19 protein-coding genes and 1 pseudogene are annotated in these 23,056 nt (G+C 45.5%); 7 read left to right on the top strand and 13 right to left on the bottom strand.

Annotation, left to right across the window (positions count from 1 at the left end; all coding sequences use genetic code 11):
* Positions 1-20: 20 nt before the first annotated feature.
* From rraA to JMX92_RS01165, 5 genes and pseudogenes are all read left to right on the top strand, one after another.
* The gene (rraA, locus tag JMX92_RS01180) at positions 21-539 is read left to right on the top strand and encodes a ribonuclease E activity regulator RraA (RefSeq protein WP_041773731.1); all 519 of its coding nucleotides are present in this window, start codon (positions 21-23) and stop codon (positions 537-539) included.
* A 132-nt stretch (positions 540-671) separates the two neighbouring features.
* Positions 672-866, top strand: a pseudogene (locus JMX92_RS13745) (RNA-guided endonuclease TnpB family protein); the annotation flags it as partial.
* An 85-nt stretch (positions 867-951) separates the two neighbouring features.
* A complete protein-coding gene (gene mfd, locus JMX92_RS01175) occupies positions 952-4,677 on the top strand; it encodes a transcription-repair coupling factor (RefSeq protein ID WP_201543414.1) in 3,726 nt (1,241 codons plus the stop codon).
* Positions 4,678-4,895: 218 nt separating this feature from the next.
* Positions 4,896-5,036 carry a hypothetical protein gene (locus JMX92_RS01170; RefSeq protein ID WP_201543412.1) on the top strand — a complete coding sequence of 47 codons (141 nt, stop codon included), beginning with the start codon at positions 4,896-4,898 and terminating at the stop codon, positions 5,034-5,036.
* A 433-nt stretch (positions 5,037-5,469) separates the two neighbouring features.
* Complete coding sequence (locus JMX92_RS01165; protein WP_007395256.1) at positions 5,470-5,904, top strand: HIT domain-containing protein; 435 nt, start codon at positions 5,470-5,472, stop codon at positions 5,902-5,904.
* Between the two features lie 101 nt (positions 5,905-6,005).
* Here JMX92_RS01165 and fdx read toward each other — a convergent pair whose 3' ends face one another.
* From fdx to JMX92_RS01125, 8 genes are all read right to left on the bottom strand, one after another.
* Positions 6,006-6,344 carry an ISC system 2Fe-2S type ferredoxin gene (gene fdx / locus JMX92_RS01160; RefSeq protein ID WP_011960855.1) on the bottom strand — a complete coding sequence of 113 codons (339 nt, stop codon included), beginning with the start codon at positions 6,342-6,344 and terminating at the stop codon, positions 6,006-6,008.
* Positions 6,345-6,427: 83 nt separating this feature from the next.
* Entirely contained in the window at positions 6,428-8,380 is a 1,953-nt protein-coding gene (gene hscA / locus JMX92_RS01155; protein WP_201543410.1) for a Fe-S protein assembly chaperone HscA, read from the bottom strand.
* A gap of 104 nt (positions 8,381-8,484) precedes the next feature.
* Positions 8,485-9,036, bottom strand: coding sequence for a Fe-S protein assembly co-chaperone HscB (gene hscB / locus JMX92_RS01150; RefSeq protein WP_155587033.1), 552 nt, complete (start codon positions 9,034-9,036; stop codon positions 8,485-8,487).
* A gap of 198 nt (positions 9,037-9,234) precedes the next feature.
* Entirely contained in the window at positions 9,235-9,555 is a 321-nt protein-coding gene (gene iscA / locus JMX92_RS01145) for an iron-sulfur cluster assembly protein IscA (RefSeq protein ID WP_011960852.1), read from the bottom strand.
* A 139-nt stretch (positions 9,556-9,694) separates the two neighbouring features.
* A complete protein-coding gene (gene iscU, locus JMX92_RS01140) occupies positions 9,695-10,087 on the bottom strand; it encodes a Fe-S cluster assembly scaffold IscU (protein ID WP_011960851.1) in 393 nt (130 codons plus the stop codon).
* 123 nt (positions 10,088-10,210) lie between these two features.
* A complete protein-coding gene (locus JMX92_RS01135; protein ID WP_110817356.1) occupies positions 10,211-11,428 on the bottom strand; it encodes an IscS subfamily cysteine desulfurase in 1,218 nt (405 codons plus the stop codon).
* A gap of 5 nt (positions 11,429-11,433) precedes the next feature.
* Positions 11,434-11,955, bottom strand: coding sequence for an Rrf2 family transcriptional regulator (locus JMX92_RS01130; RefSeq protein WP_201543408.1), 522 nt, complete (start codon positions 11,953-11,955; stop codon positions 11,434-11,436).
* A gap of 615 nt (positions 11,956-12,570) precedes the next feature.
* A complete protein-coding gene (locus tag JMX92_RS01125; RefSeq protein ID WP_011960848.1) occupies positions 12,571-13,215 on the bottom strand; it encodes a hypothetical protein in 645 nt (214 codons plus the stop codon).
* A 571-nt stretch (positions 13,216-13,786) separates the two neighbouring features.
* Between JMX92_RS01125 and JMX92_RS01120 the strand changes: the two genes are divergently transcribed.
* On the top strand, positions 13,787-14,059 hold the full coding sequence (locus tag JMX92_RS01120) for an HU family DNA-binding protein (protein ID WP_007395246.1): 273 nt from the start codon (positions 13,787-13,789) through the stop codon (positions 14,057-14,059).
* A 142-nt stretch (positions 14,060-14,201) separates the two neighbouring features.
* The gene (locus JMX92_RS01115; RefSeq protein ID WP_201543406.1) at positions 14,202-16,076 is read left to right on the top strand and encodes a SurA N-terminal domain-containing protein; all 1,875 of its coding nucleotides are present in this window, start codon (positions 14,202-14,204) and stop codon (positions 16,074-16,076) included.
* Positions 16,077-16,199: 123 nt separating this feature from the next.
* Here JMX92_RS01115 and purH read toward each other — a convergent pair whose 3' ends face one another.
* The 5 genes from purH to mrcB form a co-directional block, all read right to left on the bottom strand.
* Entirely contained in the window at positions 16,200-17,774 is a 1,575-nt protein-coding gene (purH, locus tag JMX92_RS01110; RefSeq protein ID WP_201543404.1) for a bifunctional phosphoribosylaminoimidazolecarboxamide formyltransferase/IMP cyclohydrolase, read from the bottom strand.
* A 169-nt stretch (positions 17,775-17,943) separates the two neighbouring features.
* Positions 17,944-18,285, bottom strand: coding sequence for a DNA-binding transcriptional regulator Fis (gene fis, locus JMX92_RS13440; protein ID WP_011960844.1), 342 nt, complete (start codon positions 18,283-18,285; stop codon positions 17,944-17,946).
* 102 nt (positions 18,286-18,387) lie between these two features.
* Positions 18,388-19,311, bottom strand: a complete 924-nt coding sequence (gene prmA, locus JMX92_RS01100; RefSeq protein WP_011960843.1) for a 50S ribosomal protein L11 methyltransferase — start codon at positions 19,309-19,311, stop codon at positions 18,388-18,390.
* Positions 19,312-19,381: 70 nt separating this feature from the next.
* Positions 19,382-20,278 carry a tetratricopeptide repeat protein gene (locus tag JMX92_RS01095; RefSeq protein ID WP_201543402.1) on the bottom strand — a complete coding sequence of 299 codons (897 nt, stop codon included), beginning with the start codon at positions 20,276-20,278 and terminating at the stop codon, positions 19,382-19,384.
* A gap of 39 nt (positions 20,279-20,317) precedes the next feature.
* Positions 20,318-22,963, bottom strand: a complete 2,646-nt coding sequence (gene mrcB, locus JMX92_RS01090; protein WP_201543400.1) for a penicillin-binding protein 1B — start codon at positions 22,961-22,963, stop codon at positions 20,318-20,320.
* Positions 22,964-23,056: the final 93 nt, after the last annotated feature.

The following is a 23,056-nucleotide window of genomic DNA, read 5'->3' as shown; positions in this document are numbered from 1 at the left end:
AGGGAACAACCATGACTGAGATGACCAAAACCAACTTTGTGACCTGTGATTTGTTAGATGCCAATCCTGAAAGCCAGGTGTGCTTGCCTAATATTGAAGGCAAGTCTTTTTATAGTTTTGGGGGTAAGGACAGATTTTGTGGTGAGATTGTTACGGTTAAATGCTTTGAGGACAACAGCCGTGTTAAAGAGCTGCTAAATACGGATGGCCGAGATGCCAAGGGTGAGGGCAAAGTATTGGTGGTTGATGGCGGTGGCTCAATGCGCTGTGCACTACTTGGTGATATGATTGCCCAATCAGCCATTGATAATGGCTGGGCTGGCGTGGTTGTTTATGGCTGCGTGCGTGATGTGGATGACATGGCACAAATGGATATCGGTGTCATGGCGCTTGGCTGTATTCCTCGTAAGTCCAACCGCCGCGGCGAAGGTCAGACGGATATCGAAATTCGTTTTGGTGATTTGACCTTAAATTCAGGCATGATTATCTACGCTGATAATAACGGCATTATTGCCAGTGATAAACCACTGATTGCCTAGTGTGCCTAGCCGCTCATTGTTTTATTTTTATTATCAGCGGTCTGAGCACCGTTTAAGATGTCAGCTATCAAGTATCTACATATAAGACAGACCGGATATAAGACAGACCGGATATAAGACAGACCGGATATAAGACAGACCGGTAAATGATCGCTGAAATTGACCATTCAACTGTCACTATCTAAAGCTTAGAAGCTTGTCACAGATGTCGTTGATAACCTATCGCCATATCAAATCAATACGCTTTAGATAGTGCAAGACAATCGTAACCGGTGGTACGCCTGTATCACTGTTAAAGACTATATGGATTGGGTATCAAAAATTGGTTGTTACCATTTTTGTTCGTATAATAACGGCCTTCCTACTTAGTTTTAGCACACTGGCCTTTGATAAGGATACATACTACACCGTTATGCCTAAATTTATTGAGCACCCTTTAACCGATATTTTTACCCCCACCAACGAGCAGTTATTTCCTATCGATAAGGCGCAAAAGCGCTGGCTTTATCCGGCTTATGCAGCAGCAGGCAGCTTATGGCTGGCCAGTTTAAGTGATTGTCCTGTGGCCAATGTCGCCAATAGACTCAAGGTGGTCGTCACCAAAGATCAAAACCAGCTCAACCAGATCGAGACAGAATTGGCGTTTTGCGGTGTCGATGCTTATGTGTTTCCTGATTGGGAGACACTGACCTATGATGAGCTGTCACCGCATCAAGATATTGTCAGTGAGCGTATCAATCTATTAACCGATATGCCAAAGCAGGGCATTTTACTGATTAGTATTCAGACGCTGATGCAGCGTATGGCGCCGCCAAGCTGGCTGATTGGTCAGCATTTTGATTTAAGCGTTGGTGATATTTTTGACATCAATCAACAACGAGAGATGCTCGCCGCAGCCGGCTATCGGGCGGTGGATAATGTGTTTGAACCCGGTGAATTTGCGGTGCGCGGTAGTGTGATTGATATCTTCGCCATGGGTCAGCCGTTTCCGCTACGCTTGGATTTGTTTGATAATGAAATTGAGACCATTCGATTTTTTAACCCACAGACTCAGCGCACACTGTCTACTCAGACCTTGATGGATCTGGTTGCAGGCCGTGCCGATGCCAATAGTGCCAATCAGCATGATTTAACGGTTGAATCCTTATCTCTACTGCATAAGCTGCCTGATGTGTCTAAGCCAATCACTCAGTTTCAGATCTTGCCGGCCAAAGAGTTTCCGCTAGATGAGGGCAAAGAGACCTTCCGTAATAACTTTGCAGCCATGTTCCCCAATGTCAGTAGCCGCAGGTTTGAGCTACACAAAGACGTAATGGCAGGCATTGCCAGTAGTGGTCTGGAATACTACCAGCCATTGTTTTTTGAAATAGAGGATTGGTCACAAAATGGCCATTTATTCTCCTATTTTCCCAAAGATACCCTGTTTATTATCGATGAAAATACGGCTGAGGCGCAGGCTGACTATTGGTCACAGATTCAGCGCCGTTATGAAGAGCGCCGTCATGATATCGATAAGCCAATTGTAGAGCCTACATTGCTTTATTTACCAAGCAATAGCTTAAATGAGATGCTCAATGCGTATCCGCGCGTTATCTTAAGCCAAAGTGACTTAGCAGCTGCCGATAATACCCAAAGCGGTAAGGTAAAACTGCCGGCACTGATGCCGCCTGAGCTGCCGGTCAGTCATCAAAAAGCTGAGCCTTTATTAGAGCTTTTAAATTATGCCAGTGCCGGGTGGGATGACAACACCACTGAGGCGGCTTTAGCGCGCCCAATCCTAGTGGTGGCCGAGACTGCTGGCCGACGTGAGATTTTACTTGAGCTATTTCACGGCAAGCTTAATGTGCAGACCTTTGATAGCTTACAGCAGTTTTTAGGCAGTGAGTTGTATCAACAATCATTGATTAAAAACACCGCATCCGCTAGCAACACTAAGCCAACGGTGGGTCTGACCATTGCGCCCATTGAGCGCGGCGCAGTCATCGATCAGCATTTATCCATTATCAGTGAAACTCAACTGTTTGGTCGTCAAGTGCTACAAACCCGTCGTCGCCGCCAAAGCGATGTGTCCGAAGAGTTCTTAGTAAAAAGTGTCACCGAATTAACGGAAGGCAGTCCGGTGGTGCACATTGACCAAGGTATTGGTCGTTATCATGGTCTAATCACTCTAGACATCGGTGAAGGTGAGCAAGAATTTATTCATCTAAAATATGCCGATGATGCCAGTATCTATGTGCCCGTGGCCAATCTACAGCTGATTAGTCGTTATAGTGGCGGTGATCCAGCACTTGCGCCTTTGCATAAGATTGGTAGCGGTAAATGGGATAAGGCCAAACAAAAAGCACTGGAGCAAATCCACGATGTGGCGGCTGAGCTGCTTAATATGCAGGCGCGCCGTCAGGCCAAAGAGGGTATCCACTTCAAGGTGGAAACGGCTCAGTATGAGCTGTTCGCCAGCCAGTTTGCCTTTGAAGAGACCCCCGATCAGGCCAATGCCATCGATGCGGTGATGCATGATATGAAGCAGAACAAGCCGATGGATCGCCTGATTTGCGGTGATGTGGGCTTTGGTAAAACAGAGGTGGCCATGCGCGCGGCCTTTATTGCGGTAAATAGTGGCTATCAAGTGGCGGTACTGGTGCCGACTACCTTGCTGGCAGGACAGCATGAAGACAACTTTAAAGACCGCTTTGCTGATTGGCCCATTCGAGTGGAGACGCTTTCTCGCTTTGGTGGCAAAAAATACCAAGATCAAGTGCTAGAGGATCTAGCAGCAGGCAAAGTAGATATTGTTATTGGCACCCATAAGCTGCTGCAAAAAGACGTGAAATTTGCCAATTTAGGCTTAATGATTGTCGATGAAGAGCACCGCTTTGGGGTACGCCACAAGGAGCGAATTAAAGCCATTCAAAGCGATGTTGATAGCTTGTCTATGACTGCCACGCCCATTCCGCGTACGCTCAATATGGCATTGACCAGTATGCGTGACATGTCAATTATTGCCACTCCGCCGGCGCGCCGCTTGTCGATTAAGACCTTCGTGATGCAAAAGACAAATCAGCTCATGAAAGAGGCTATTTTGCGTGAACTGCTGCGTGGCGGTCAGGTCTACCTGCTGCATAATGATGTCGCTAGCATCGAGCGTATGGCAGAAAATATCCGGGAGCTTGTACCAGAGGCTCGGGTCGGTGTTGCGCATGGTCAGATGAATGAGCGTGGTCTTGAGCAGGTGATGCAGCAGTTTTATCACAAAAAATTCAACGTGTTGGTCTGCACCACCATTATTGAGACTGGTATTGACGTGCCCAATGCCAATACCATTATCATCGAGCGCGCCGATAAATTTGGTTTGGCGCAGCTGCATCAGCTACGTGGCCGAGTAGGGCGTAGTCACCATCAGGCTTACTGTTATCTTCTAGTGCCTTCGGTAAAAGGCCTAAAAGGCGATGCCAAAAAACGCTTAACTGCCATTGAGCGTGCCAATACCTTGGGCGCAGGCTTTATGCTGGCCAGTGAGGACTTGGAGATTCGCGGCGCTGGCGAGATACTGGGTAAACAGCAAAGCGGTAACATGCAGGCCATTGGTTTTAGTCTGTACATGGACATGCTAGAGCGGGCAACCAAAGCCATTAAAGCGGGCAAAGAGCCGGATTTAAACACGCCGCTGTCGTTGACCAGTGATATTAATCTTCACAGCTCCGCGCTGATACCTGAAGATTACGTCAATGATGTGCCGCAGCGTTTGTTGTTTTATAAACGTATTAGCAATGCTGAAGACAAAGAGGTGCTTACTGACATTCGTACCGAAATGATTGATCGCTTTGGTGCGCTGCCTGATCAGACCAAGCAGCTGTTTGCGATTCATCAGCTGCGGGTATTGGCTGAGCCTTTGGCGATTTATAAGATTGATGCGACCAGCAACAGCGTTATCCTAGAGTTTGCCCCAGACACACCAGTTGAAGCACTAGCGATTATTCAGCTTATTCAGTCTGATGGCAATCGCTACCGTATGAATGGTGCCTCAGGTATCCGCTATACCAATCCGGACAAGCTTGACACGCCAGCCAAGCGGGTAGAGGTAGTGCGTGAGCTGCTCAACCACTTTACTCGTCATGTTAAGGACAAAGCGGCTCAGTAGTCGCTATTTTGCTAAGTGCGCTTAATTGTGTTTAAGTGTGCGCTGGTAAACAGTAGCCGTTATCACTGGTTGTGCTTATACAATGGGTGACAAAATAGCGGGGTCATAAAATCGTCATCATTGCTTAATGAGTTTGTCATCTAGGGCGGGTATCTTGTAGTTATTGAACAGATAACAACAAACTAAATGACAAACCACCCAAGCTTAGGAGGACGAGAATGACCCTATTTAATGTTTTATCAAACAATGCATCAAACAATCTGCCAAACGCTGCAACCGTGTGCTTAGCAGCAGATTTAGAAGAGCTTCAGGTACCCGACTGGTTCGATGATGACGTTGAAGATGCTATGGAGATGTAATCGGCTGTAGCGCGGCATAGTAAGCTTACGATAATAACAACGGCACAATAACAATAATAAGATTTTAGGGATGAATGCTTTTTTAGCAGGATGCTGATTATAAAAATAACAGCAAGTAGCGACTTGTGTATCTCGCTCAAGGTCGATGGGTTGGTTGGTTTTGCTGGCTTGAGTCAGTCAGCTGGTAAACAGTAGGTGACCCCATCTTGATGCATAAAACAGTCTTGAGCTCTCAAGACTTTTTTTTTGGTTAAAGATTAATGGTTATGCTAAGCATCAAGTGAATCATCAAGTCATGATGCACCGACATTGGCTAATGAAATCTAAGCAAAGTTGGCAAAAATATTAAACATGGTGTTGCATCTATAATATCGGGGCAATACCTGATAAAATATCGAACTGCAGAATCATTAAAATAAATAAGAGAGCCAATATGTTTCAACTTCATCCAACGCTTGCTAAAGATTCGTTTTTAGTTGGAGATTTCCCGCTATCAACTTGTCGTCTAATTAATGACTGCCAGTTTCCTTGGTTGATTTTGGTACCTAGAGTGGCGGGCGTACAAGAGATTTATGAATTATCTCCAGCCGACCAAGCACAATTTTTGCGTGAGTCCAGCTGGTTATCTAGTCAAATGGCCAAAACCTTTAATGCGGACAAAATGAATGTGGCTGCTTTAGGCAACCAAGTCCCACAGCTGCACTTTCATCACATTGTACGTTATCAAAATGATTTGGCTTGGCCAAACCCAGTTTGGGGGACGCCAGCAGTACCTTATACCCAAGAGGTGTATTTGGCCATGCAGCAGACACTTATGATGGCGCTCAGAGGCCACAATCAGATGCCATTTGATTGGCAAATGCAGTAAGCTTTTATAAATTTATCGTGATAAAAAAAGACACCACATTAATGCGGTGTCTTTTTTTATGGCGATAGTTTTAGATGAAACAGTTCGCTGTAATGGATGGCTTAATGGTTCTCTTTTGCGTGGTTTAGCGTGTATTTTGGAATTTCCACTACCAGGTCGGTATCATCAACCTGTACCTGACAAGACAAGCGAGAGTCAGGCTCTAAGCCCCAAGCTCTATCTAGCAAGTCAGCTTCGATATCATCCATCTCCTCTAAGCTGTTAAAGCCTTTGCGTACAATAACGTGGCAAGTGGTACATGCCTTAGACATCTCACACGCATGCTCAATTTTGAAGCCTTTTTCAAGAAGACCCTTACAAAGGTTCACACCGCTTTCTAATTCAACTTCCGCACCCTCAGGGCAGATTTCGTGATGCGGCAGTAAGGTAATTTTTGGCATAAGATTTTCCAATAGGTATTTTTAATAAAGTCAGATTTGTATCGATTAGAATATGAATCACTGGGCCTAGGGTCTAGCAGCTGTTACCAAGATTCTGTGCTGGTGCCAGCAAGTGATTGCTTAACACTTTGATCCATAATTCGGGCGGCAAAGGTATCACTTAAAGGCTTTAACACGGCCTGTTTTGCCTCCACATCAGTCTTAAGTCGCTGCAGCTGTTCTGGCTCAGCATTCAAGCTAGAGGACACCTGATTTAGAGAGTCACTTAGTGCGCTCATGGCTTGTTGTAAGTCAGTCACCTCAGTGTCAGACAATAAAGCCCCAAACTCTTGTAGAGCAGACTGTAACGCCAACACTTCACGCTCAGCTTCTACTTTGGCTTCAATAAGACTGCGAGATAACTTATCTTGAGCGGCATTTTCAAAGCCTGCACGCAGCAGTTGTTCTTGCTGCTCATCGCTTAAACCATACGATGGGGTGATTTTGATATCGCTCTTAACCCCAGAGGTCGCTTCAAAAGCGCTGACTGATAGTTGTCCGTTGGCATCGATGTCAAAGGTGACTTCAATGCGGGCAAGCCCTGCTTTCATGGGCGGTATACCATATAATTCAAAGCGGCCCAATGAGCGGCAGTGCTCAACCGTATCACGCTCGCCTTGTACCACATGTACTACCATGCCAGTTTGGCCATCTTGATAGGTAGTGAAGGTCTGTTTTTTGGCCACGGGAATGGGGGTATTACGTGGAATAACCACCTCTACCAAGCCGCCCATGGTCTCAAGGCCTAAAGACAGTGGGGTGACATCAAGCAATAATACGTTGTTTGACTTGTCTTTTTTAATCAGCTGATCGGCCACTTGCGCCGCACCCAATGCCACTACTTCATCAGGGTTGAGATGAGATAAAGGGGTTTTGTTAAAAAATTGCTCAACCGCTTGCTGTACTACTGGCATACGCGTCGAGCCACCGACCAAGATAATCTCATCTAGTTGCTCAATGCTTACGCCGGCATCACGCATAACTTGCTCACAAGTGGCCAACGTACGGCGAGTGATGGGCTCGACGATTTGGATCAAGTCTGCAGCGGTTAATGTGCCTGACCACTCGATGTCAGCGATATCAATACTCACATCAACACGATCACGATGCGTAAGTGCTTGTTTAAAGCCTTCTGCCTGACGTGCAATATGGGTGCGCTGCTGAGCGGTTAAGTCTTTTGGATTTAGATTGGCCTGTTTTAACAGCCAGCCCATAATTTGGCGATCCATATCATCGCCGCCCAAGGCACTGTTACCGCCTGTGGCCAGCACCTCAAACACGCCCTCATTCATCTTAAGCAAAGACACATCAAACGTGCCACCGCCAAGATCATAAATCAAAAACAGTCGCTCTTGTTGAGCCTCATCGCTTGAGCCGGCAGCACGGTCTAAGCCGTAAGCTACGGCAGCAGCGGTAGGCTCATTTAATAATCTAAGCACCTTCAGACCGGCCAATTGAGCAGCATCTTTTGTCGCTTGGCGCTGAGCTTCATCGAAGTAGGCAGGCACGGTAATCACTGCACCTTGAATACTATCGTCTGGTAGAGCACGCTGAGCCCGATCTTTTAGGGTGCGAAGGATGTCGGCCGAAACTTCAACAGGGGACACATTGCCCTGCCCAGTCACAAACGAGGGCATAGCATCTGCGCTAGTCTCGCTTGATTTGAGCTGATACGGATGTGAGAACTTAATGTCTTTAACACTACGGCCCATAAAGCGCTTGGCTGAGATGATGGTGTTAACGGGATCGGTCTCAAAATAAGACAGCGCCTCGCTACCGACGATAGGGGCGTTAGTATCATTAGCAGTACCGTAATAAACCACCGAAGGCAGTAAGTTGTCTTTGGTCTTAGCATCAGCGGTTTCAAGAAGTGCTGCCTTACCTGAGCGTACCACAGCGACCATAGAACGCGTTGTGCCTAAGTCGATACCTAGAGCATATTTATGTTCATGCGGCTTTGCGCTTTGGTTGGGTTCAGCAATTTGTAATAAGGACATAACACACTCAATTTATTTATAGCAAATGATAAAAGAATTTAAAATAACACAGTCGGTACGATCATGATCAAAAAATAAGACGCTCAGTAAATACGTAGATGATGTTACAGATATAAGTCATCATCATCTGGCTGACGCTGGCTGTTATCTACCGCTGTGTCCATATCTTTTTTTAGCTTGACCAAAAATTTAAGCTTTTGAGTCGCATCCATCGCCATTGGCCAGTCATGATGGTCATAAGCTTGGATAAAACGCTGAGATTGGGTAGCAATGCGATCATCTGCGGTAACTTTGAGCTGCTCAATACGTAGCAAATCTGTGTTAGCTTCGGCATCATCTAAGGCCATACGCATGTCCATCGCGTCATCTAAAAAATCCAAATCAGCAATAGAATGATCGGTATTAAGCTCTTGACCGGACAGCTCTAATAGATAATTGGCTCGGCTATCAGGGTGTAGCAGGATGTCATAAGCATGGTTGATAACCGCAGAGTTTTGCTCTGATGAGGCTTTATCTAAAGCGCTAAGCTTGTCAGGATGGAACTGGCTTTGTAGTTGCCTTAAGCGTTCACTAAGCTTGTTAGTATCGATGTCAAAAGCAACAGGCAGCTCAAATAAAGCGAAGAAGTTGGCAAAAGTAGGGGCAGTATCAGACATAGGATTAGGATGCTTACTGTGGGTTGAGGCGAATTATACTGGTTTAAAAGCTCAAAGCTGACGAGCAAGGTCGTCAGCAAGGGCTCAAACTCAGTCACTAACTATAAGATAAGTGCTGGTACTATAAGACAGTGATTAATCAGTATAAAGTAATCAATCAACAATCAATATAAGCATGAAGACTTAAAGGTATTCATACTAAACGGTAAAGGACTCACCACAGCCACATTCGCCTTTTTGATTAGGGTTGGTGAATTTAAAGCCCTCGTTTAGACCTTCAGTCACATAATCCATTAATAGTCCATCTAGATATACCATGCTCTTTGGATCAACAAAGATATTAACTCCGTTGCTTTCAAACTTCTCATCGCTTGAATCGGGATCATCAACAAATTCTAACACGTAGGCCAGTCCTGAGCATCCAGCGGTGCGAATAGCCACACGAATGCCTTCACCATGACCACGGTTATCTAGATAATCTTTTACGTGTTTGGCAGCACGTTCGGTCAGTTCAATCATTAAGACTTTCCTAATGTTAAAAATTTTATTATTGGTTCTCAATGTTAATGGGGATAATCCATCAAGCTTCAAGCCATCACCTTGTCACAGCATTGTGCCTGACAAGGTGATGAATGATACGCTTTAAGTGATCGCTAACTTAAGCTTCCACTGTGCCGCTTTTGGCGCGATAATCTTCAATCGCCGCTTTAATAGCGTCTTCTGCCAGTACTGAGCAGTGAACTTTTACTGGGGGTAGGGCAAGCTCTTCTGCGATGTGCTTGTTTTTGATCTCAGAGGCTTGGTCTAACGTTTTACCTTTGAGCCACTCAGTGACCAATGAGCTTGAGGCAATTGCTGAGCCGCAACCATAAGTTTTAAAGCGAGCATCTTCAATGATACCGTCATCACCAACTTGGATTTGTAGACGCATAACGTCACCACAAGCTGGGGCACCAACCATACCAGTACCCACGTTCTTAGCGTCTTTGTCCAAATTACCAACGTTACGCGGATTTTCATAATGGTCAATTACTTGATTACTATAAGCCATGGTGTTTCTCCTGGGGTTTAACCTAGATAAATAAGGGAACAGTATTCAATCAATACTGTCTAAAAGGGTCGTACATAGCACATTTACTGTTCTAAAGCGGGCTCAGTAAAATGGCGGTTATGCTTAGTGTTCAGTCCACTCTACAGAGGTTAGATCCACACCGTCTTTATACATATCCCATAAGGGTGATAAATCTCTTAGCTTATCTACGGCTTCATGAATCTGAGCTAGGATGATATCGATGTCTTCTTCGGTGGTGTAGCGGCCGAAGCTAAAGCGAATTGAGCTGTGTGCCAACTCATCAGGACGACCGATAGCTCGTAGTACATAAGAGGGTTCTAACGTCGCTGATGTACAAGCAGAGCCTGAAGAGACAGCCATATCTTTTAGGGACATCATTAATGACTCACCTTCAACGAAGTTAAAGCTGATATTGACAATGTTTGGTACGCTGTTATCAGAGTCACCGTTTAAATAAATCTCTTCGATGTCTTGGACGCCTGCCCATAATTTATCACGCAGCTTTTGTGCATGTGCGCGATCTTGCTCTAAGCGCTCAGCGGCAATAGCAAAGGCTTCACCCATACCAACGATTTGATGCGTCGCCAACGTACCTGAACGCATACCACGCTCATGGCCACCGCCATGCTGCTCAGCACGTAAACGAATGCGTGGCTTACGACGAACATATAAAGCGCCGATACCTTTAGGGCCATAAATTTTGTGACCTGAGAAGCTCATTAGATCAATTTTTAGCGCTTCAAGATCAATTTCAACTTTACCTGCAGCTTGTGCCGCATCCACGTGGAATACTACGCCTGCTTCACGAGTGATCTCACCGATGGCCTTGACATCAGTGACCGTGCCAAGCTCATTATTCACCATCATAAGAGATACCAAAATAGTATCTTCACGAAGCGCATCTTTTACCTGCTCAGGCAAAATAAGACCAGTGCTAGGCTGAGGCTCGATATAAGTAATTTCATAGCCTTCTTGCTCAAGCTGACGGCACGTATCTAATACCGCTTTGTGCTCAATTTTACTGGTAATGATGTGTTTACCGCGGCCTTCATAGAAATGAGCGGCGCCTTTAATGGCCAAGTTGTCTGATTCAGTAGCCCCTGAGGTGAATACGATTTCACGAGGATCAGCATTAACCAGATCAGCGATTTGCTGACGCGCATTTTCTACAGCTTCCTCTGCTTGCCAACCATAACCATGTGATCGAGAAGCGGGGTTACCGAACATGCCATCAAAGGTCATATACTCGGTCATTTTTTTGGCCACTTGCGGATCTACAGGGGTAGTTGCTGCATAGTCAAGATAGATAGGGCGGTTCAAGTTACTCATGCTGGATTAACCTCACTGGCTGAGAATATCATATTAGGATTTGAATGAGATGTGGTGCTTTCTGTCGCCACATCATAAATAAGTTGTTGACGGTCTGAGACGTCTTTTACATTTTCCATCTGTAGTAATTGTTCTAATGAGATGTTTTTTAGATACTGTTCAATATGCTTAGATAAGGCACACCATAAATCATGGGTGAGACACATAGAGCCGCCCTGACAGTTGCCTTGGCCACCACACTGCATGGCATTCACAGACTCATCTACCGCGGTAATGATGGTCATTACGTCGATATCGGCCAATGGCTTTGCTAGATGATAGCCTCCAGAGGCGCCTCGAGTACTGGTCACTAATCCTGCTTTTCTTAACTTAGAGAATAACTGCTCCAAATAAGAAATGGATATAGATTGGCGCTTTGCTATGTCTGATAAAGAGACAGCATTTGTTGAGTCGCCATCTTGAATAGCCAGATCTAGTAGCGCGGTAACGGCGTATCTACCTCGAGTTGTTAAACGCATTCAATGCCTCCACGATGTTGCTATAAGTTGATATGATGCCTATTATAGTTAATCCCGAGTAAACTAGTCAAGATTAATCGGTGAGTAATTTGTAAGGCAAACTCTCAGCCTTATACACTGAGAGCCACATCCACCATAAAATAGCATCCTCAAAGCCAAGCCTTATGAAGGTCGAAGCCAAGCATTACCACAAAGCATTGACCGATAGGGCATGGGTTATAGCCCACTGTCACAAAGCGCCTTGATAGCAACAAGCGATCAGCGCAAACAAAAAGTCATGATAACAACATACAGCGTAGTGGCTTCACATACCGACATGGCAAAGCCTTATTAGATACTAGGGGCAAAGCTTATAAAAACAAGGCCATAGCTTTAATAAAAGCGGGCAAAACCGTCATAAAAAATGCGTGCATAGTATAGCAAAGATAGGCCATGAAACGGCTAATAAAATACAGGTATAAAGCAGATGATGACAGAGGCTATAAACTTAGGGAGGTGGCGGCGTAGGCTCTAAACATATCGGTTATAAATACACCAAAAAAACCCTTAAATGAAGACATTTAAAGGTTTTTATATACCAATAAGTGATAATACGGTGACTTGGGTATGAGTCAACTATTGAGTCAGCCAGCCAATGACTGAAGCAACTGCAATTAATGACGCCACAATTAACGCAATTAATGTGGTTTTTTGTTTGCTATGAGCCTCTTTTAAGCTGACTTCAAGTTCGCGGTTGCGCATGCTTAATATATTTAGCTGCTGCTGCTGCTCTTCAATGCGCGCTTTATAATCAGGCTTATTAGCATTGTCCGCATCGTCTTTTTTGCCGCGGCCCTTGTCTTTGCCTTTCACCGTTTTAATAATGCCTTGGAATAAGCTGGCCACACCCAGTTGTAATAGGAAGTGACGTACTTCGGTCACTGTCTCAGTACCGCCGCGCATAGTCAGCTTATTGATTTGAGTGGCATCATTGCTAATGAATGAATTGATCAGTTGGTGAGAGTAGGCATTAATAACCACATCTGGCTCTGAGACAGAGGCGGGTAGGTTGCTATCTAACAAAACGCCTTTGGTAGTAAAGGTGGCATAGAATTGGGTGTGGGGTAAATAGCTGCGCACACACACCACAGTGTTTTTTTGAGCCAAAGGATAAACAGCTTTGCGTAGGTTCGGGTCGAATCTTAATACCAGAGTAATGGCGGACTCTGCCAGTACCAGTACGACATTAAGTAAAGAGTTTGATATTGAATTTTGACTCATACTAAACCTATTTAAGTGTTAAAAAGTAAGCGCTTTATCTAAGCTGTTAACCCTAGTGTACTTATTATGGAGGGCCCTCGCTATTAAAATACTTGGAATTTTAATGACTAAAAGGGTTAAATGAAGTAAATAATAGCATAATGCGGCCAATGCGCCATAGGCATCCCTTATTTATGTCATTTAAATCTGTAACTGCTGTGTGGTTTTTGCAAAAGCAAAGTGGTGATATTAGCGCTCTTGGTTTATTTGTGTAAAATAGAGGCGCAAACGGGGCTAAAATATACGATAGCACTTGAAAACACAGTAGTTTGCAGGTATAAAGTCACTAGAAAGTGGTGTCACAAGGTGTATTAAGTGGGTTATTGGCCAATTATATGTAAATTTACTTGCACATTTTTAAACCCCTTGTTATAACTGCATTTAACAACCACCACGTCAAAAAATACTAGCAGTAAAAACGGTGCATTTTTTTGCGCTATGGTGTAGTATTTAAGGGCTTGGTTATTGCTTATTTAGTTTTTAAGCGATAGAATTTACCCCCGAATTTAAATCTATTTTAAAGGAATTCTCTATGAATAAATCAGAATTAGTAGATAGCATTGCTGAGAAAAGCGGTCTTAACAAAACTCAAGCTGCTGACGCTCTAAATGCTATGATGGAAAGTGTTGGTGAAGCGCTAGAAAACAATGACACTATTTCATTGGTTGGTTTTGGTACATTCAGTGTGAAAGACCGCAAAGCACGCACTGGCCGCAATCCTAAGACAGGTGATGAGCTACAAATTCCAGCAAGCCGTGTACCACACTTTAAAGCAGGTAAAGGCCTTAAAGATCGTTTAAACTAAGCCGAATGAGCGCTAAGTTAAGCGAGCACGATGTCTCTTTGTAGACAATAACGCACCTTAGGGTGCGTTTTTTTTGTGTCAGCTGTTATTTTCACGTATGATATTGCGTTAAACTTTTATTAACCTATGACTGATATGTACTATGGAATCGATACGTAATTTTCTCCAAAGTTGGCCCGGAAGAATCTTCTTAATGCTGTGTTTATCACCATTGGTGATATTGGGGCTAGAGAGCTACTTTAGTGGGGCATCGAGTGTCAATGAAGTGGCTAAAGTGGGCGATCAAACCATTAGCCGTGCAGAATACCAAGATGGCCTAAATGGGCGTAGAAATGAGCTATTGCAAGGCGGGGTAGAGGCCAGTGCTATTAATACCCAAGCCTTAAATAGCGAAGTGCTCAAAGGCTTGATTAACCGTGCGCTGTTAAGAAACCAAACCGATCATTTGGGGATGCACGTATCCGATGCTGCGATTAATAATCTGTTATTACAAGATCCGCAGTATTTAGATGAAAATGGCCAGTTCTCAAACGACCGCTTTGCTTTTGCATTGCAGCAACAGGGCATCACCAAAGATCAGCTGTTTGCCCAGTACCGTCAGCAGTTAAACCTAATGCAGCTTTATGCCAGTGTCGCTCAGACGGCTGTGTATCCTGAGTCGCAAATCCATGATCTACTGGCGCTGCAACTTGAGACGCGCGATGTGTGGGTGTATCGCCTACCTTGGGAGCAGTTCAAAGATAAGGTGAGCGTATCTGACAAAGAAATCTCTGATTATTATAATGAGAATAAGAGCAAGCTAAATAGCCGAGCTATGGTAGAGTTGGCTTATGTGAGCCTAGATCCGAGCAAGCTGCCTGTCGAAAAAGTCACTCAAGCTGAGCTACAAGCTCAATATGATGATTATAAAGCACGTTTTGTGGGTAACTCCAAGCAAAAGGTAAGCCAGATTCTAGTGACTGGCAGTAAGGCTGAGGCGACCATGCAGCAAATTGAGCAACGTCTGAAAAAAGGCGAAAGCTTTGCAGCTATTGCCAAAGAGCTGTCAGAGGATCCGGTGAGTGCTGCCAAAGGGGGTGATATTGGTACCTTTAATGCAGACGCCTTCGGTGCAGATGGTCAAAAAGTAGCTCAAGCTTTATCAGGTCTAGAAAAAGGTGAGGTATCGGCTCCAGTAAAAACCAGCTTCGGTTATCAGCTGTTTAAAGTGACCGATAAAAGCGGTGATAGCGTACCGAGTTTAGAGAGTATGCGTGACGAGCTGACCGAACAAGCTCAACGTCAAAAGCGCGAGCAATTGATTGCTGATAAAATCACCAGTATTAATGACATGGCCACAGATGGTGTGGGTATTGAAGATATCGCCCAGCAAGAGGGCTTGACTGTCCACAAAATCAAAAACTACACCAAGCTTAATAACAATACTGAGCTTAACCAGCCTGTGGTTATTGAAGCGGCCTTTGATGACTTTGCTTTACAAGAAGAGTCGGTCAGCCCAGGTATTAAAGTTAATACTGGCACAGTGTGGGTACAGCCTACCAATTACCGTCCTATTAAGCCGTTAACTTTGGCTCAAGCGAGTGCTCAGATTAAAGATACTTTGGTAAAACAAAAGGCAGCTCAGCAAGCGATGGCACAGGCCAAGCGTCTGAGCGAAACGGTGAATAACAGTGGTATGTCAGCGGCAAAAGTGCCCTTTAAAGCCTTAGGCACTATAAACCGCCAAAACCCACAGCTAAGTATGGATGAAAAAGCCATTGCCTTTAGTAAAAACACGCCTGCTGGCAAACAAGTGGCTGTTGCTGAAAAAACTAGCAGTGGGGCAACTGTACTGGTGATGGGGCCAATCAGTAAAGCCTCTATCAAGGACGTACCTGCTGCTGAGCTGTCGCAGGCAATGTTCGATATGAGAAGTATCCGTGGTCAAGAACACTTTAGTGATTACTTAGAGTACTTACGCGGCGCCACTAAGATTGAGAAAAATGAGGCAGTGATTAAAGAGATTGGTGGAATTTAACGTCTTATCTGCTATCACATCACTGCTCAGCTTATACCCAATCTTAAACGACGCATAAAAAAGACCGCCTCACTGAGGCGGTCTTTTTTTATGGGCATCTATCAGATACACAAAGCTTGTTGCTTAGTGGCGGAAATGACGCATACCGGTGAAGACCATAGCGATACCATGCTCGTTCGCCGCAGCAATGGTTTCGTCATCACGAATAGAACCACCGGGCTGAATAATGGCTTTAATGCCTACTTCAGCAGCGTTATCGATACCATCACGGAATGGGAAGAAGGCATCTGAGGCCATAACCGCGCCTTGCGTTGCTAGGTTGGCATGCTCAGCTTTGATGGCTGCGATACGTGCTGAGTTCACACGGCTCATTTGGCCGGCACCAATACCGATGGTGCGCTGATCTTTACCATAAACAATGGCATTTGACTTAACATACTTGGCCACAGTCCAAGTGAACAATAAGTCATTTAACTGCTCAGCAGTAGGTTTTAGATCAGTCACCACTTGTAGGTCATCGGCAGTGATGAGACCCAAGTCTTGGTTTTGGATTAATAGACCGCCTGTGACACGTTTATAGTCAAATTGCGCGGTACGTTGATCAGGGCTTGGTAGCTCACCACAGGTTAAGACGCGTACGTTCTTTTTGGCGGCAGTAATATCAAGCACACCTTGCTCAAGGCTTGGGGCAATGATCACTTCAGCGAACTGCGTATCTACAATCGCTTGCGCCGTTTGCTTAGTTAGGGGACGGTTAAAGGCAATGATACCGCCAAAAGATGACTCAGGATCTGTGCTAAACGCTGTTTTGTATGCTTGAGTCTGGTCAGCATTGATCGCCACACCGCAAGGGTTCGCGTGCTTCACAATCACACAGGCCGACTCGCTAAATGATTTGACACACTCTAAAGCGGCATCAGTATCAGCGATGTTGTTGTATGACAGCTCTTTGCCTTGATGCTGCTGAGCGGTAGAGATGCTGCCTTCACCTGAGCCATTGGCTTCTACATAAAATGCCGCTTTTTGATGTGGGTTTTCACCATAGCGCAAATCTTGAGCTTTTTGTAGTTGTACGTTGAACGTGCGAGCGAAGCTATCTGGCGCTTCAAATGACTCTAGGCGACTGCCTAAGAAGTTGGCAATCATGCCATCATAATGAGCGGTATGCTCAAACGCTTTTACTGCCAAATCAAAACGGGTTTTTTGAGAGATGCTGCCCGTGTCTTTTAGCTCTTGTAGCACCACATCATAGTCTGCAGGATTGGTTACGATGGCTACATGTTGGTGGTTTTTGGCCGCTGAGCGCACCATGGTTGGGCCACCGATATCGATGTTTTCAATCGCATCAGCTTTGGTCACATCAGGCTTTGCCACAGTTTGCGCAAAAGGATAAAGGTTGACCACGACTAAGTCGATAGGGCGAATACCATGTTCGCTCATAACCGCATCGTCTTGACCACGGCGACCAAGAATACCACCATGAATTTTTGGGTGTAAGGTTTTGACGCGGCCATCCATCATTTCGGCGAAGCCGGTATAGTCGGCCACTTCAGTCACAGCAATGCCGTTGTCAGACAGTAGGCGATACGTACCACCGGTAGATAATAGATCGTATCCTGCTTCGATGAGGCCTTTTGCAAAGCTTTCAATTTGTGATTTATCAGAAACAGAAATAAGAGCGTACGGCTTATCAGACATAGTTTTTCCCATAGTGTGGACAGTAAAAAGGGTGATGATATTCTGAGATTATCGTCAGGGTTTAGTAAAACACTTAATCTTTGCAAATTAAGCGAGGAAGTATATTAGAGCAATTTATTCAGTATGACAAAAAATTTGGCCTTAAAAGACAACGTTTGATAGGTTTTTATCACATCAAATCATACTGCTGCATTTTTTTTCTTAATGTGCCTCGATTGAGCCCCAAGATTTTTGCTGTTTTTGACTGATTGCCTTGGGTTTGTTTGAGGACCACTTGCAGTAAAGGTTTTTCTACTTCTTGCAAAATGGTTTGGTACAAGTTTGTCGTAGACTCGCCCTCTAATTCCACAAAATACTGCTCAACGGCTTGCTGAACATGATGACGTAGAGGAGCACGGTCTTGGGGGGCGTGAGAGTCAACGCCTTGTGGCTCAGGTGCTATCGAGCTCTGATTGTAATACTTGGCAGCATGGGCAGCACCACTACCAAAAGCGGGGGATGAGTTACTCATAGTTAAGTCTGTACAATGAAGGTTAAAAAGCGTGAGAGTGGTTAAATTTGCACAGCTGCTTACTTTTGCAGCTGTGCTTTTGATAGCTACTGGGCTGTGTTTTTAGCCTGTAAAGGTGCCTGATAAACGGTGCCAGTGCGAGTCATCATGATCATCACTTTTTTCATAAGAGTGGCGGGTATCTAGATTGAACCAAGGCTCATACGCGCGGACCATATCCTCAAGCTGCTCTGAGATAAGTCCGGCCAGCACGATACCCCCTTTCGGCTTAATTAAAGTGGCTAAATAGGGTGCCAATTCCATTAAAGGCTTGGCTAAGATATTGGCGGTAATAATATCCGCTTTTGGGATATCACCGGCAGCAAAGGCTTTAGCAAAATCCTCTGGCAGATACACCTCAAGAGCATGGGTGACATCATTACGCTCAGCGTTCTGCTTAGTAGCCAGTACCGCTTGTGGATCGATGTCTACGCTGTACACTTGCTTGGCGCCCAGTAATAAGGCGGCAATGCCTAAGATACCTGAGCCGCAGCCATAGTCGATAATGACTTTATCGCTTAAGTCTTGATCAGTGAGCCAATCTAAGCAAAGACGTGTGGTGGCGTGATAGCCAGTACCAAAAGCTAAGCCTGGATCCATCATGATATTTACCGCATCTGGATTGGGCGGGGTCATCCACTTGGGCACAATCCACAAGTTGTTGGTGCACTCAATAGGCACGTAATGCGACATCCATTCACGCTCCCAGTCTGTGTCTGCCAGTGCCGTGGTCCAAACACGTCGAGCGTTGACTTGAGCGGCCAAAGTCTGTGCCATAGACTCAATGTCTTGTGCCGTGTCAGCGGTAAATAGGCCGGTCAAAATAACTTCATCCCACAAAGGCGACTGACCTGGAAGTGGCTCAAATAACGGCTGGTCACCAGCATCTTCTAGGCTAATTGAAAGCGCACCTTCTTCTAATAATAAGCTCTCTGCCAAGTCAACGTCTTGTTTTGCACATTGTAGGTGCAGTTGTTGCCAATCCATAAGTGTCCTTAGATAAATCGGTTTAATAAAACGCTCTATTTTAGCTTGATAGCGTCTGTGTTGATAGGGGTTATCTTGAAAGAGCCGCTTTTGCCTCGTTTATAACCCGAGTATTGCCTTGGGCTTGGCCGGCGCGTAACACCACTTGCCACAAAGCCTGCTTTTGAGAAGCCGTTTTTGCCACGACCAGACCTCGGCGTGCCATCGCTTCTGCCTTTAGCGGTTGGTTTTGCTTAAGAGCAACTTGGCCTAAATAAAAATAAACTGCAGAAGATTGAGGGGCTAAGCGCTGAGCACGGGTAAAGGTGCTTTGGGCAGCAGACACTTGGCCTTGTCGCAATTGGGCCACACCGGTATCCATCAGCCTTTTAAATGCAGGAATGGTACTGCCATCTTGAGTAGAGGTGTTACTGCGCGCTGTATTTTGTGAGTTTTGGCGGGCCTGATCTAGTAATATTTGCTGCGTGGTTCGTGTCTCAGGCGGACGAACAATCACGACCGGCTCTCGCACTTGTACCGGTGTGCGTGGTGCCGGAGTCGGCTCGATGGGCGCCTCCAATACAGGCGCAGTTGTCTGCACCTCCTGGGTTTCAGCAGTGCTTTGTACAGAAGATGACGGAGTGGTGTCTTCAGCTATGCGCTGATGATCAAAGTTGTTAGAGCCATCAGGATAGTCTGCGCTGTCCTCTGGCTCAAAGTCTTGTTCGTCTATCACCGCATCTATCACCTCATAATCTTCTGCTTGTTGAGCGCTAGATGAGGCCGGATATTTATTTGCTGGATGGTTAATAGTCGATGTACGAATAGTTGAGGTACTAGGTGGTACACCTTGAGCACTATCTGTCATTGAAGGCGGCGTCTGACAGCCACTTAGGCCACCTGCTGCCAGACCAAGCCCCATAACAGCTGCCATAAAAAAGCTGTGACGCTTAGCGCAAACGGTTGGGGTAGGAGCGGGCATAAGCATAAAGCACATCCAAATTATGAGATAAAATTTTTAGGCCAATTAAAACCATTGTAACGCTTTATCATACCAAGTATCACCATTATTGGTAGGCTCTGAGCCTTCTTGCTCAGGAGCACTGCCTGCAGCGGCATCATCATTAGCGCTTGAATCAGTATTGGCGGGCATACCTTCTTGAACACTATCGAGCTGACGGCTTTGATCCAGTAAAGCCTTGCGCTGATCATTGAACCACTGCTGTCTTTGGCGTGCCTGCTCTTGCTCATAGATGGCAAGGGCGCAGTCACTGGCCTCTTCAGGCAAATATCTGCTAAGTACGGGCAAGTAGCGGGCATTGTCACAGCTTTCATGCGACAGTTTTCCGGTACCATTTTCTAGCCATAACCACTCTACACTGTCAGGCTGCACCAGCTCGACAGGGGTCAAGCGCAGACGACCCATAAAGTCCTTCCACACAGGTAATGCACCGCTGCCACCACTTAAACCAATGGGCTTATTGTCATCACGGCCCACCCATACTACGCTGACATAGTTGCCACTATAGCCGGCAAACCAAGAGTCGCGGTAGTCGTTGGTGGTGCCTGTTTTCCCGGCCAGATTTAGATCACTGCCTAAGGATTTTAGCGAGCTTGCCGTTCCACTGCGCACCACTTCTTGTAGCGCATAGTTGGTTAGATAGTTGACATCAGGTGGCACGCTGCGCTTGGTATCTAGCCCTGAGCGCTGCAGAATTTGACCTCGGTCATCAACCACAGAGCGGATACTGATAATGGGCGTGCGAAACCCACCTGCGGCCATGACCTGATACATACCAAGCATATCCATAGGACTAAGCTCAACTGAGCCTAAGAACAACGAAGGATAGGTTGGTATCTTCTCCTTAATACCTAAGCGGTGAAGCTGATCGACGAACGTGCCCACACCAAATTCTATACCCGTATTTACCGCAGCTTGGTTATAAGATTTGGCCAGCGCTGTGGTTAAGGGCACGTAACCATGGTCTCGGCCATCGTAGTTTTTTGGGGTCCAAGTGGTGTTGTCTGGTAACGTTAGCGTAACTGGGTTGTCGCTCACAGGGCTGGCCAGATTGTACTTGCCACTTTGTAGCGCCGTCATATAAATAAAGGGTTTTAACAGTGAGCCCACTTGACGTTTGGCATCTATCGCTCGGTTGAAGCCTGTAAATTCGCTACCACTACCCACAGCAGCAATCAGCTCACCTGAAGCTGGATTGGCACTGACCAAGGCCGCTTGTAGCCCCTTGGTTTTGCTGCTGCTTTTTCGTAAGCCTGATAATTGCTTTTGTACCGCCGCATCAGCCGACATCTGAGCGATAGGGTCTAAGGTACTAAAGACGCGTAGGCCTTCATTTTTTAGATCATCGGGATGATAATTATCATGCAGCTCACGCTTTACGATGTCCAAAAAGTCGGGGAATCGGCTTTTGCCTACGCTTGGTTTAGGCACCACATCAAGCTTTTGAGCAATGGCGTCATCATAAGTGGCTTGATCAATTTTGCCCGTTTCAAGCATATTGGCTAGCACTGTATTGCGGCGATTGAGGGCACGCTCTGGATTGCGGCGTGGATTGTAATAGCTTGTGCCTTTGGCTAAGCCCACCAGCATGGCTTGCTGATCAATACGCAGCTCTTTTAATGGTTTATTAAAATAAAACTGCGCAGCCAATCCAAAGCCGTTAATAGAACGGTTGCCATTTTGACCTAGGTTAATCTCATTTAAATAAGTTTGTAAAATTTGGTCTTTGCTGTAGTGCATCTCGAGTAGCAAGGCCATCACCGCCTCATTGGCTTTACGCTTAAAGGTGCGATCTGAGCTTAGATAAAAGTTTTTAATCAGCTGCTGAGTGATGGTCGAGCCACCTTGCATCGAGCCGCCTTTTAAGTTGTTATACAGTGCTCGGCCGATACCCTTGAGCGACACGCCTTTGTGCTCATAAAAGCCGCGGTCTTCGGTGGCGATAAGCGCATCAATCAACGGCTGCGGAATCTCATCAATAGGCAACACGATGCGGTCTTCATTGTTATCTGGATAAATACCACCGATGGTAACCGGCTCAATACGCACGATACCAGTATCATTGGGTTCGGTACTTTGAATGCTGGTGACTTTAGAGTCTTGGATTTTAATCTTAATCACTTGCTCAGGGTCAACATCATTGGCGCTGTACTGAAAGCCACGGGTATGAATGACATACTGGCCGGAGGACTTGTTATAGGTGCCAGTATTGTTGTAATTAGAGCTGGATTTGTAATTGAGCATCTCAAGCCAAGCATCTAAGTTCTTGTTGGTGAGGGCTGCCCCTTGATACAGCTCTAAAGGCTGCGAGTACACCTTGGCTGGCAAGTTCCAGCGTTTGCCCTCAAATTTGGCAGTAATAACGCGGTCTTGCTTGATCAAATACATGGCCAGCATCAACATACCGACAATGATGATAATCAGTAAAAAAAAGCCAATCACTGAGCCGCGTTGCTGCTGCGGGTTGGGAAGTTTGCCTTCGCTAAACGAGGACTTGGAGAATTGTGCAGATGATTGGTCAAAATGAGAAGAAGCGCGAGAGGGTTTGTGATGCACGATAGTTTTACCAACATAAAAAAAGACCCGATTATAATGACTGAAAACCGCCTTTTTTTCAATGTAATTGCCATCTAATAGCCGATATATGCCCATTAAAAGTAGCTTTTCATCGCTTTTTCACGAGTTAGGGCATCCTGCATAAGCGCCTGATTTAATCAAGCGTAAACTTTCAAAAATACACTTCGC

The organism is Psychrobacter sp. H7-1 (genome assembly GCF_904846585.1).
In the GTDB taxonomy this organism is placed as follows: Bacteria; Pseudomonadota; Gammaproteobacteria; order Pseudomonadales; family Moraxellaceae; genus Psychrobacter; species Psychrobacter raelei.
This window is presented reverse-complemented; position numbering and strand designations above follow the sequence as displayed.

Excerpts from the sequence above, each read along its gene's own strand:
- rraA (WP_041773731.1), top strand. The coding sequence starts at position 21 with ATGACCAAAACCAACTTTGTGACCTGTGATTTGTTAGATGCCAATCCT.
- mfd (WP_201543414.1), top strand. The coding sequence starts at position 952 with ATGCCTAAATTTATTGAGCACCCTTTAACCGATATTTTTACCCCCACC.
- JMX92_RS01170 (WP_201543412.1), top strand. The coding sequence starts at position 4,896 with ATGACCCTATTTAATGTTTTATCAAACAATGCATCAAACAATCTGCCA.
- JMX92_RS01165 (WP_007395256.1), top strand. The coding sequence starts at position 5,470 with ATGTTTCAACTTCATCCAACGCTTGCTAAAGATTCGTTTTTAGTTGGA.
- fdx (WP_011960855.1), bottom strand. The coding sequence starts at position 6,344 with ATGCCAAAAATTACCTTACTGCCGCATCACGAAATCTGCCCTGAGGGT.
- hscA (WP_201543410.1), bottom strand. The coding sequence starts at position 8,380 with ATGTCCTTATTACAAATTGCTGAACCCAACCAAAGCGCAAAGCCGCAT.
- hscB (WP_155587033.1), bottom strand. The coding sequence starts at position 9,036 with ATGTCTGATACTGCCCCTACTTTTGCCAACTTCTTCGCTTTATTTGAG.
- iscA (WP_011960852.1), bottom strand. The coding sequence starts at position 9,555 with ATGATTGAACTGACCGAACGTGCTGCCAAACACGTAAAAGATTATCTA.
- iscU (WP_011960851.1), bottom strand. The coding sequence starts at position 10,087 with ATGGCTTATAGTAATCAAGTAATTGACCATTATGAAAATCCGCGTAAC.
- JMX92_RS01130 (WP_201543408.1), bottom strand. The coding sequence starts at position 11,955 with ATGCGTTTAACAACTCGAGGTAGATACGCCGTTACCGCGCTACTAGAT.
- JMX92_RS01125 (WP_011960848.1), bottom strand. The coding sequence starts at position 13,215 with ATGAGTCAAAATTCAATATCAAACTCTTTACTTAATGTCGTACTGGTA.
- JMX92_RS01120 (WP_007395246.1), top strand. The coding sequence starts at position 13,787 with ATGAATAAATCAGAATTAGTAGATAGCATTGCTGAGAAAAGCGGTCTT.
- JMX92_RS01115 (WP_201543406.1), top strand. The coding sequence starts at position 14,202 with ATGGAATCGATACGTAATTTTCTCCAAAGTTGGCCCGGAAGAATCTTC.
- purH (WP_201543404.1), bottom strand. The coding sequence starts at position 17,774 with ATGTCTGATAAGCCGTACGCTCTTATTTCTGTTTCTGATAAATCACAA.
- fis (WP_011960844.1), bottom strand. The coding sequence starts at position 18,285 with ATGAGTAACTCATCCCCCGCTTTTGGTAGTGGTGCTGCCCATGCTGCC.
- prmA (WP_011960843.1), bottom strand. The coding sequence starts at position 19,311 with ATGGATTGGCAACAACTGCACCTACAATGTGCAAAACAAGACGTTGAC.
- JMX92_RS01095 (WP_201543402.1), bottom strand. The coding sequence starts at position 20,278 with ATGCTTATGCCCGCTCCTACCCCAACCGTTTGCGCTAAGCGTCACAGC.
- mrcB (WP_201543400.1), bottom strand. The coding sequence starts at position 22,963 with ATGGGCATATATCGGCTATTAGATGGCAATTACATTGAAAAAAAGGCG.